Annotated in this window: 10 protein-coding genes and 1 tRNA gene; 8 read left to right on the top strand and 3 right to left on the bottom strand. The window is 68.3% G+C overall.

Annotation, left to right across the window (positions count from 1 at the left end):
• The 3 genes from HUV06_RS12160 to HUV06_RS12170 all read left to right on the top strand — a co-directional run.
• Nucleotides 1-367 (top strand): SelB C-terminal domain-containing protein (locus tag HUV06_RS12160; RefSeq protein WP_174301531.1); only part of this gene is annotated, 367 nt, incomplete at its 5' end.
• Between the two features lie 13 nt (nucleotides 368-380).
• A tRNA-Sec gene (locus tag HUV06_RS12165) sits at nucleotides 381-473 on the top strand.
• Between the two features lie 16 nt (nucleotides 474-489).
• Nucleotides 490-846 (top strand): helix-turn-helix transcriptional regulator, encoded by a 357-nt coding sequence (locus tag HUV06_RS12170; protein ID WP_174301532.1) that lies wholly within the window; start codon nucleotides 490-492, stop codon nucleotides 844-846.
• A gap of 68 nt (nucleotides 847-914) precedes the next feature.
• Here HUV06_RS12170 and nrfD read toward each other — a convergent pair whose 3' ends face one another.
• Genes nrfD through HUV06_RS12185 form a run of 3 tightly spaced genes read right to left on the bottom strand, consistent with a single transcriptional unit; the run spans nucleotide 915 to nucleotide 3,143 of the window.
• Complete coding sequence (gene nrfD / locus HUV06_RS12175) at nucleotides 915-1,979, bottom strand: NrfD/PsrC family molybdoenzyme membrane anchor subunit (RefSeq protein ID WP_174301533.1); 1,065 nt, start codon at nucleotides 1,977-1,979, stop codon at nucleotides 915-917.
• The gene (locus tag HUV06_RS12180; protein WP_217433830.1) at nucleotides 1,969-2,916 is read right to left on the bottom strand and encodes a 4Fe-4S dicluster domain-containing protein; all 948 of its coding nucleotides are present in this window, start codon (nucleotides 2,914-2,916) and stop codon (nucleotides 1,969-1,971) included. Before HUV06_RS12180 ends, nrfD begins: the two co-directional genes overlap by 11 nt.
• The gene (locus HUV06_RS12185) at nucleotides 2,916-3,143 is read right to left on the bottom strand and encodes a hypothetical protein (protein WP_174301534.1); all 228 of its coding nucleotides are present in this window, start codon (nucleotides 3,141-3,143) and stop codon (nucleotides 2,916-2,918) included. The genes HUV06_RS12180 and HUV06_RS12185 overlap by 1 nt, the downstream gene beginning before the upstream one ends.
• Before the next feature lie 288 nt (nucleotides 3,144-3,431).
• Here HUV06_RS12185 and fdh point away from each other — a divergent pair, with 288 nt between their 5' ends.
• The 5 genes from fdh (at nucleotide 3,432) to HUV06_RS12215 (ending at nucleotide 9,149) form a co-directional block, all read left to right on the top strand.
• Entirely contained in the window at nucleotides 3,432-6,629 is a 3,198-nt protein-coding gene (fdh, locus tag HUV06_RS12195; protein ID WP_305793641.1) for a formate dehydrogenase, read from the top strand.
• Nucleotides 6,626-6,928: a hypothetical protein gene (locus HUV06_RS12200; RefSeq protein WP_174301536.1), complete on the top strand. Its 303-nt coding sequence runs from the start codon at nucleotides 6,626-6,628 to the stop codon at nucleotides 6,926-6,928. The genes fdh and HUV06_RS12200 overlap by 4 nt, the downstream gene beginning before the upstream one ends.
• A gap of 41 nt (nucleotides 6,929-6,969) precedes the next feature.
• A complete protein-coding gene (locus HUV06_RS12205; protein ID WP_174301537.1) occupies nucleotides 6,970-7,236 on the top strand; it encodes a GCN5-related N-acetyltransferase in 267 nt (88 codons plus the stop codon).
• Nucleotides 7,237-7,584: 348 nt separating this feature from the next.
• A complete protein-coding gene (locus HUV06_RS12210) occupies nucleotides 7,585-8,373 on the top strand; it encodes an ABC transporter permease (RefSeq protein WP_174301538.1) in 789 nt (262 codons plus the stop codon).
• An 11-nt stretch (nucleotides 8,374-8,384) separates the two neighbouring features.
• Nucleotides 8,385-9,149 carry an ABC transporter ATP-binding protein gene (locus tag HUV06_RS12215; protein WP_174301539.1) on the top strand — a complete coding sequence of 255 codons (765 nt, stop codon included), beginning with the start codon at nucleotides 8,385-8,387 and terminating at the stop codon, nucleotides 9,147-9,149.
• The last annotated feature ends 171 nt before the right edge of the window (nucleotides 9,150-9,320 follow it).

A 9,320-nucleotide genomic window follows, 5' to 3' on the forward strand; every position in this document is an offset into this window, starting at 1 on the left:
CGCCGCGACCGACGCCCTGGCCGCCCGCCTCCAGGCCGCGGGCCTGGCCCCCCCCGACCTCGCCGAACTCGTCCCGACGCCCGCCGCCCGGCGCGCGCTGGAGCGGCTGATTAAGGCTGGCCTGGCGGTGCGCACCTTCGACCAGGTGCAGAAGCGCGAGCTGGTCTTCCACCGCGACGCCATCGCCGAGGCTCGGACCGGTCTGGCGCCACATCTCGCCCCGCCCGGGCTGACGGTGGGGGAGGCGGGTGCGGCGCTCGGCATGACCCGCAAGTTCAGCGTGCCCCTGCTGGAATACCTGGACACCGTCCGATTCACTCGCCGGCTCGGTGACCGGCGTGTGCTTGGCCCGGGCCCCCGGGACTGATAGCCCAGGCGGCGGAGGCGATCGGGGTCTGGTGGCCCCCCTGGTCCTCAAAACCAGCGGCCCGCCAACAGCGGGTGGTGGGTTCGATTCCCATCCGCCTCCGCCAGGGTTACACTCGCCCGATGGATGACTTCGAGATCCTGCGCCGGGCCCAGGTGCTGCTGGGCCAGTACGGCTTCGAGGCCGAGCAGGAGCAGCTTGGCAAGGCGGTGCGCATCATCACCGCCACCGCGAAGCGGCTGGGCGTAACGACGGGCGAAAAGGCGAGGATCGCCAGCGGCTCTCAGGGCGAGCGTCTGAAGATGCTGCGCGAGCGGACGGGGCGCACACGCTCGCAGCTGGCGGAGCTGTGCGGAGTGAACATGAGCACTGTGCGCGCGCATGAAAACGGCGAGCACAATATCCCGGACGAGGCCGCGCGGGCCTACGCCCAGGCGCTGGGCGTGACGCCGGCGATGATCCTGTTCGGGGCGGACTAGGCAGGAGGCCGCGCGCCAATTTCCCATCGCCTGAGGCTCCCTTCTCCCTCGATGGAGGAGGGGAAGTCCTAGCCCGGCAGGTTCTCCGGCTGGCTGAAGCGGAAGCTGATGTCCGGCCTACGGGCGGACTCCTCGCCGACGGCGAGGGCCGCTACGCGCAAGGTGGCGCTGCCGGCGAGGGCGAAGATCGCCGCCAGGTCGGAGAGCGCCGCCTTGCCCTTGCGATCTGACACTAGGTGGCTGGCGGCGTGCAGGCCTATGGGGAGAAGGATGCCGAGACCCTCCACGCCGAACCGCTCGATGCGGCCCCACCGGGTCTTCAGCACCTCAGCCACGCCCTTCTTCTTCACCTCATGATGGTGGGCGATGGTGGCGGCGAGTTCGACGGCCAGGGCGCCGCCGAGGATCAGGTTCAGGGCGTCGCGGGTGGCTGGGTCCCGCTCGCCGATCACCAGCGAGGCGGAGCCGGAGACGAGGGAGGAGGCGCCGAAGCGCACCGCAAGCGAGCGAGGCGCGGCGGCCCAGTAGGGCGTGCTCGTCGCCGCCAGGAGCGAGGCGGTGTAGACCGACAGCCCGGCGCCCGTGATCGCAGAGGGTGCGCTGCCCCATCGCGCGACGGGCTTGAGCCAGCCGGCGCCCGGCAGGACATCGGCCAGGACCTGGGCGCCGGCCCCCAGCATAGAGCTCGGGATGAAGGCGGTGAGGATCCAGGTGCCGATGGACATCGGCGAGGTCCCCTTGGCGATCCGCCACATGTTGTAGAAGCGCTGGGGCGTGTGCAGGTCCCAGATCAGCAGAAGCGCGCCGATCGTGGGCGCCAGTGTCGCCACATAGCGTCCGCGGCGGCCGACCCCGTAGGCCCGCTCGCCCCGGACCGCCTCCGCCAGGGTCGAGACGATGGCGCCGCCGCCCGACAGCCCCGCCAGGAAGATGTAGCCGCCGACGACGTAGTTGTTGAACGGCGCGGCCTTGAGCTGGGAGCGGCCGTAATAGGTCGGGCCCTTCCACTTGCTGGGCTGGCTGGCCTGGGAGGTGGTCTCGACGTAGGGGCGGATCTCCTTCTTGTCGAAGCCGCTGCCGTGGCCGTCGGCTATGCTCTCGGTCCAGCGACGGGGCCGAACGTCATTGTCCATGGCGCGGCGCTCCGGCGAAAGCGGCCACGGCGCCGAGCGCCAGCGCCGCGACGGCCATCAGGCCGGCGGCGAGCGCCGGCTTCACCCGGTTGGAGGGGCGGGTGGGGGCGGCGGGCAGGTTGTAAGCCTCCGGCCGGTCGGTGAGCAGGAAGAAGGCGTTCAGGTACTGCATGTCGCCGGTGGAGCCCGGGTCGCCCGGCGCCCCGTAGGTGTAGGCGGTGGTGACGCCTCGGGCGTGCAGCTCCTCCACCCGGACCTTGGCGCGGGCGTGCAGGTCGCTCAGCTCGCCGAACTGGATGCTGTCGGTGGGGCAGGACTTGGCGCAGGCGGGCTCCAGCCCGCCCTTCAGCCGGTCGTAGCACAGGGTGCACTTGTGCGCCTTGCCGTCGGTGGTCGACACGTCCACCACCCCGAACGGGCAGGCCGGCACGCAGTAGCCGCAGCCGTTGCAGATGTCCTGCTGCACCACCACGGTGTCGAACTCGGTCTTGAACAGGGCGCCGGTGGGACAGGCCTCCATGCACGGCGCGTGGTGGCAGTGCTTGCACACGTCGCTCATCATCAGCCAGCCGGACTGGAAGGCGGCCTGCTCGTTCTCCCGGACGCCATAGCCGGTCTCTGCAGCGGCGCGGTCGGCCTGCTTCTTCTCCACGAAGGCCACGTGGCGCCAGGTGTTGGACGAGAGCGCACCGGTGTTGTCGTAGGAGTGGCCGGTCAGGCCCACCTCGTCGGCGGGCAGGTTGTTCCACTCCTTGCACGCCACCTCGCAGGCCTTGCAGCCGATGCAGACGGTGGTGTCGGTGAAGAAGCCGTAAGACTTGCCGGGCTCGATGAGGCAGCCGGCGGTGAGCTCGGATTCGTCGGGGATCAGGCCCTTCAGCGTGGATTGGGTGTAGTCCCGCGCGCGGGGGCTGACGTCGAACTCGACCATGGTCATCAGGTGGCGTCCAGCAGGGTGATGCGCTTGGCCTCGAACGCGATGATACCTTTGGCCTGGGCGTATTTAACCCGCACGCGGGACTGTTCGTGGGCGAGTTTCGGGAGCTGCTCGGTCTCGCACAGCGCGTGGCGGCCGAGCACGAAGTGGTGCGAGACGCCACCGGTGTCGGTGAGCTGGAACCGCCCCTCCTGCACGATGGTGACCACGCCTTCCATCTCCGGCATTTGCGCCACCTCCGTCGTGGGACGCTAACCCGCCAAGATCGCGCTAAGTTGCCTGCCGCAATTCTCCTCCCCTGCGCAGCGGGGGTTTGAGCGCGAAGGCGCTCATGGGCGCGGCGCAACCTGCGCCGTGACGGAGGGGGCGAGCGGCGCTAACAGGCTGACGGCGGCGCTCGCCCCCTCCACCCCGCTTCGCGCGGTCCCCCTCCCCCGCTGCGCAGGGGAGGAGAAGGGATGCGGGAACCCGCCTCGCATGAGCTAAGTTAGCGGCCTGAAGTCGGAGCGCGCGTCATGGCCAGGAAGCTCACCAAATCCATCGCCGGGCGCGCCGAACGGTTCCTGGCGGACTGGACCCTGCCGCGGCAGCTCGCCGGCCAGGACATCTTCTCCACCGCGTCCAAGAGCACCGCGTCCAAGGAATTGCGGCCGCGGCTGGAACAGGCCGATGCCGTGGGCACCAGCGTCTGCCCGTTCTGCGCGGTGGGCTGCGGCCAGCTGATCTACGTCAAGGACAAGAAGCCGATCCATATCGAGGGCGACCCGCGCTCGCCGGTGAACAAGGGCACGCTCTGCCCCAAGGGCGCCGGGACGCTCGGCATGCTGCTCAGCCCCAAGCGGGTGAACACGGTCATGCACCGTGCGCCCTACGCCGACAGGTGGGAGGAGAAGCCGCTGGACTGGGCGATGGAGCGCATCGCCCACCTGACCCGGCAGACCCGTGACGAGACCTTCGTGGAGAGGCTGCCCGACGGGACCACCATCAACCAGACCCTGGGGGTCGCCTCGCTCGGCGGCGCCACGATGGACAACGAGGAGAACTACCTCATCAAGAAGTTGATGGGGGGCGGTCTGGGGATGATCAGCATCGAGAACCAGGCTCGAATTTGACACTCATCCTCGGTGCCCAGTCTGGGCGCCACCTACGGACGCGGCGCCGCCACCATGGCGCTGTGGGACCTCGCCAACGCCGACTGCGTGGTGGTGATGGGCTCCAACATGGCCGAGAACCACCCGATCGCCTTCCGCTTCGTGGTCGAGGCGCAGCGGCGTGGCGCCAAGGTCATTCACATCGACCCGCGCTTCACGCGCACCTCGGCGCTCGCCGACATCCACGCGCCGATGCGCTCGGGCTCCGACATCGCCTTCCTGGGCGGGCTGATCCGCTACGTCATCGAGAACGACCTGTGGTTTCGCGAGTTCGCGCTGGCCTACACCAACCTCGACCACATCATCGAGGATACGTACCAGGACCCTGAGCAGCTCGACGGCCTGTTCTCCGGCTTCGACGCGGACACCGACAGCTACAGCGCCGACAGCTGGCAGTACAAGGGCAAGGGCTACCCGTCGGTCGAGGCCGACATCCCCCTGGACGAGCAGGGCGATCACGCCCCCAAGCCCGATACGATGTCCAAGGGGCCGCCGGAGCGCGACCCCACCCTGCAGCACCCCAACTGCGTCTACCAGATCGTCAAGCGCCACTACGCCCGCTACACGCCCGAGATGGTGGAGCAGGCCACCGGCTGCCCGAAGGAGACCTTCCTCAAGATCGCCGAGACCTACGCCGCGGCCTCCGGCCGCGAGCGCACCACCGCGCTCTGCTACGCGGTGGGCTGGACCCACCAGACGGTCGGCGTGCAGATCATCCGCGCCGCGGCCCTGCTGCAGGGGCTGATGGGCAATGTGGGGCGGCCCGGCGGGGGCATCATGGCGCTGCGGGGCCACACCAGCATTCAGGGCTCCACCGACATCCCAACGCTGTCGCACCTGCTGCCCGGCTACCTCGCCCAGCCCAACGCCTTCCACGACCACGACACGCTCGAACAGTATCTGGAGGTCGAGACCCCGGCCACGGGCTGGCTGAACAACATGCCGAAGTATGTGATCAGCCTGCTCAAGGCCTGGTACGGCGACGCCGCCACCAGTGAGAACGGCTATGGCTACAAGCACCTGCCCAAGCTCGTCGGCGACGTGTCGCAGGAGCCGATGACGCTCTCCATGCCCGATGGGGTCGTCAAGGGCCAGTTCATGTTCGGCCAGAACCCGGCCGTGGGCGCGGTGAACGCCGAGCTGGTGGAGGAGGGGCTCGCCAACCTGGAATGGCTGGTCGTGCGCGACTTCGCCATGACCGAGACGGGCGATTTCTGGCGCGACGGGCGGCGGGTGCAGAAGGGCCTGACCTCACCGGACAGGATCGCGACGGAGGTCTTCTTCATGCCCGCGGCCATGCCTGGCGAGAAGGAGGGCACGGTCACCAACACCTCGCGCCTGGTGCAGTGGCACGACCACGTGTGCGAGGCAGCGGGCGACGCCCGCTCCGACCTCTGGTTCGTCTACCACCTGGGACGGCGGCTGAAGGCCCTGTACGCCGACAGCACCGACCCGGCCGACGCCGCCATCCAGGCGCTGACCTGGACCTATCCCGCCAAGGGCGAGCGCCAGGAGCCGGACGCGGAGGAGGTGCTCAAGGAGATCAACGGCTACACGGTGGCCGACCGGGCGCAGGTGGCCAAGTTCCAGGACCTGAAGGACGACGGCTCCACCGCCGCCGGCTGCTGGATTTACACCGGCGTCTATCCCACCCACGACCGCAACCAGGCGCGCATGCGCGTGCCGGACGGCCCGGACGGCCCCGGCAGCCACGCCGACTGGGCCTTCGCCTGGCCGTTCAACCGCCGCACCATGTACAACCGCTGCTCCGCCGACCCGGAGGGCAAGCCCTGGTCGGACAGGAAGAAGATGATCTGGTGGGACGAGGCGGGGTCCAAGTGGACCGGCCTCGACATCCCCGACTTCATCCCCGACAAGCGACCCGACTACCGCCCCGACTGGTCGAAGAACCCCAAGGGCATGGACGCCATCGGCGGGAACAACCCCTTCATCATGGAGCCGGATGGCCTGTGCGCCATCTTCGTGCCTACCGGGCTGAAGGACGGTCCGCTGCCGACCTATTACGAGCCGCTGGAAAGCCCTACCCGCAACCCCTTCTACAGCCAGCAGGCCAATCCCACCGCCCGGCGCTATCCGCGCGAGGGCAACGAGCTGCACGAGATCGCCGACCCGCGCTTCCCCCACATCCTGACCACCTACCGCCTGACCGAGCTGCACTGCGGCGGCATCCCGACCCGGATCATGCCCCACACCGCCGAGCTGCAGCCCGAGGCCTTCGTGGAGATCTCGCCCGAACTCGCCGAGGAGATCGGGGTGAAGAACCTGGACTGGACGGTGATCTCCACGCTGCGCAATGAGATCGAGGTGAAGGCCATGGTCACCGAGCGGATGCGGCCCTTCACCATCAACGGCTCGACCCTCCACCAGATCGGCATGCCCTACGTCTTCGGCTGGAAGGGCTATGCGAGCGGCGCGGCGGTGAACGCGCTGCTGGCCATAACCGGCGACGTGAACACCTCCATCCACACCACCAAGGCCCTGACCTGCGCCATCCGCGCCGGCCGCCTGCCGGTGGGCGAGCGCATCCGGGAGATGGCGTGAGCGATCCGCGCCTGGACGAGTCGCTGGCCGCGCTCGACCGCGCGCTGGCCGCCCGGCCGCACCGGGACGGCCAGGCCTTCACCGAGGCCACCAAGCCCATGTGCGCCTATCGCGACGAACTCCGTTACGCGCTCCGTAAAGCGCCCGACGATCTGGCCAAGCGCCGCCAGCTCAAGGCCGCCAACCTCGCCGTCACCCTGATGCTGGCCGGCCACTTTCCGCTCGGCGACATGCCCTGGGACCAGATCGAGGCGCTGCGCGGCCATCTGGAGGCGATGCAGCGGGACGCGGCGGCCTGACGTCTCCGCCGACCGAGCTGCAGGCCCTGTGGCTGCAGCGCATGCGCCATGACCTGCCGGCCGCCGCTGTGCACCATCCCGAATGGCCGATCCGCCTGGACCACTGCTTCGGCCGGGTGATCCTGGACGCGATCTGCGGTGCGCCGTGGCGGGAGGTGGTCGCGCCACCGGCCTGGCGTCACCTGACGCCGGACCAGCTGGCCAGGGCTGTGCACCTCGCAGACGCGATCCTGGCGGATGAGGCGGACCTGGCAGCGCTGAACCGAGCGTCTCTGGCGCTCCGCAGGAGCGTAGCTATCGGCAGATAGCCTTCCCGCTCGTCCCGGCGAACGCCGGGATGAGCGGGAAGGCTGGAGCGGGACGCTTCGGCTCCGATGGCGTGCCTACCCGCATTGGCGTAGCACAGGACCTCAGTTCGGCCGATCCGTACGGCTGCAGCCACAGCGGAAGGAACACCGGTCGGCGACGTCGCCGCGCAACTTGTACGGGGCGGACCGATCTGTTAGCTCCGCGGCTTGCCTGCAGGGCGCGCTCCGAGCGGGGCGCTGAGGTGGTGAGTCACAGGCGGACGCTTTGCCTTGAAATCGCCCGTCTCGACCCGGACAGACCGCCCGGCCAGCCGGCCATAGTGTGAACAAGCTTCGGATCGGGACTTCATGGACGCTGTCGAAGGCGCGTTCCGCGACATCATTGACGGGGTGAGGCTGGCGCCGCTGTGGAGCCGGCTGGCCTGGGAGCAGACGGTCGCACGCTTCCGGCGCACCATCTTCGGCCCCTTCTGGCTGACCGCCAACCTGCTGGCGATCTCGTTCTCCCTGTCGGTCGTGTTCGGCGGCCTGATGGGTCAGAACTACCGCACCAACTTCGCCCTGATCATCTCCGGCATTCTGTCCTGGAGCATCATCGGCCCGGTGATGAGCGAGGCGGCCAGCGTGTTCATCAGCGCCGGCGGCCTCATGCAGACGATGAAGCTGCCTCTGACCTTCCACGTCCTGCTGATGATGACGCGCAACGTCATCAACTTCCTGGCGCAGCTGATCGCGCTCTGGATCGTGCTGGCGGTGCTCAGGCTCGGCGCCGTGCCGACGTGGCACCTGCTGATCGGGCTGCCGATCGTGCTGATCGACATGTCGCTGGTCAGCATGATCCTCGCCATACCCTCCACCCGGTTCCGTGACGTCAACCAGACGGTGGGCTTTGCGGTGCAGATCCTGTTCTTCATCACGCCAGTCTTCTGGGTGCCTTCCCAGATGCACGGCAAGAAGCGGCTGCTCTTCGACCTCAACCCTTTCGGCCATCTCCTGGAACTCGTGCGCCAGCCTCTGATCGGCCGCGAACCGACCTTGATGCACTTCGAGTGGGGGCTCGGGATGATGGTCATCCTGAGCGCCGTGGTGATCACCCAGCTCGCGCTCTACCGCAAGCGCGTCGTGTTCTGGCTCTAAAGGCGCAATCGATGAGCTGTTCGCTCCGCTTGGACAATGTCACGCTGGACTATTACGTCTACAGCGTGCGCGCGCAGTCGTTGCGCAATGCGGTGTTCAACCTCGCCGTGGGCGGCAAGCTATACAAGGACCAGGGCGACATCACCGTGGTGCGCGCGGTGGAGAACGTCAGCTTCCACCTGCAGGACGGCGACCGGCTGGCCCTGATCGGCCACAACGGCTCGGGCAAGACCTCGCTGCTCAAGGTGATGGCCGGCATCTACCATCCCGCTCGAGGCCGCGTGGACATCGAGGGCAGCATCACAAGCATGATCGCGGCCAGCGCCGGCATGGATTTCGAGGCCACCGGCCTGCAGAACATCCGCAAGCTCGGCGCCATGCGACACATCTCCAACAAGGTCATCGACGAGCGCATCGGACCGATCGTGGAATTTTCCGGCCTGGGCGACTTCGTGCGCCTGCCGGTGAAGACCTTCTCCGCCGGCATGGTGGCAAGGCTGATGTTCGCCTGCGCCACCGAGTTCGAGGCCGACATCCTGATCCTGGACGAGTGGCTGAGCGCGGGCGACGTGGAGTTCATGACCAAGGCCCAGAACCGCATGCACAACTTCGTGGAGAAGGCCAAGATCGTCGTGCTGGGCACCCACGACTTCAACATGGTGCAGATCGTCTGCAACAAGGTCTGCGTGCTCGACGCCGGCCGCGTCGCTTTCTACGGCCCGACCGAAGAGTGGGTGGAGCGCGGCCGCCACCTCCGCGTTAGGCAGGACAGCTGAACAGGCTCCGGGGGCGTACGGGATGAGTGACGACAAGGACTACGCCCACATGCGCGACCCGGAGGCGCAGCGCACCCGCTACGAGCTCTGGGCCATCATCATCATCGTGGTGCTGGTCGTCGCCGGCGGGTTGGTCTGGCGCAGCGTCGCGCACAAGCCCGCCGGTCCCCA

The organism is Caulobacter sp. S45 (assembly GCF_903642205.1).
In the GTDB taxonomy this organism is placed as follows: domain Bacteria; phylum Pseudomonadota; class Alphaproteobacteria; order Caulobacterales; family Caulobacteraceae; genus CAHJWH01.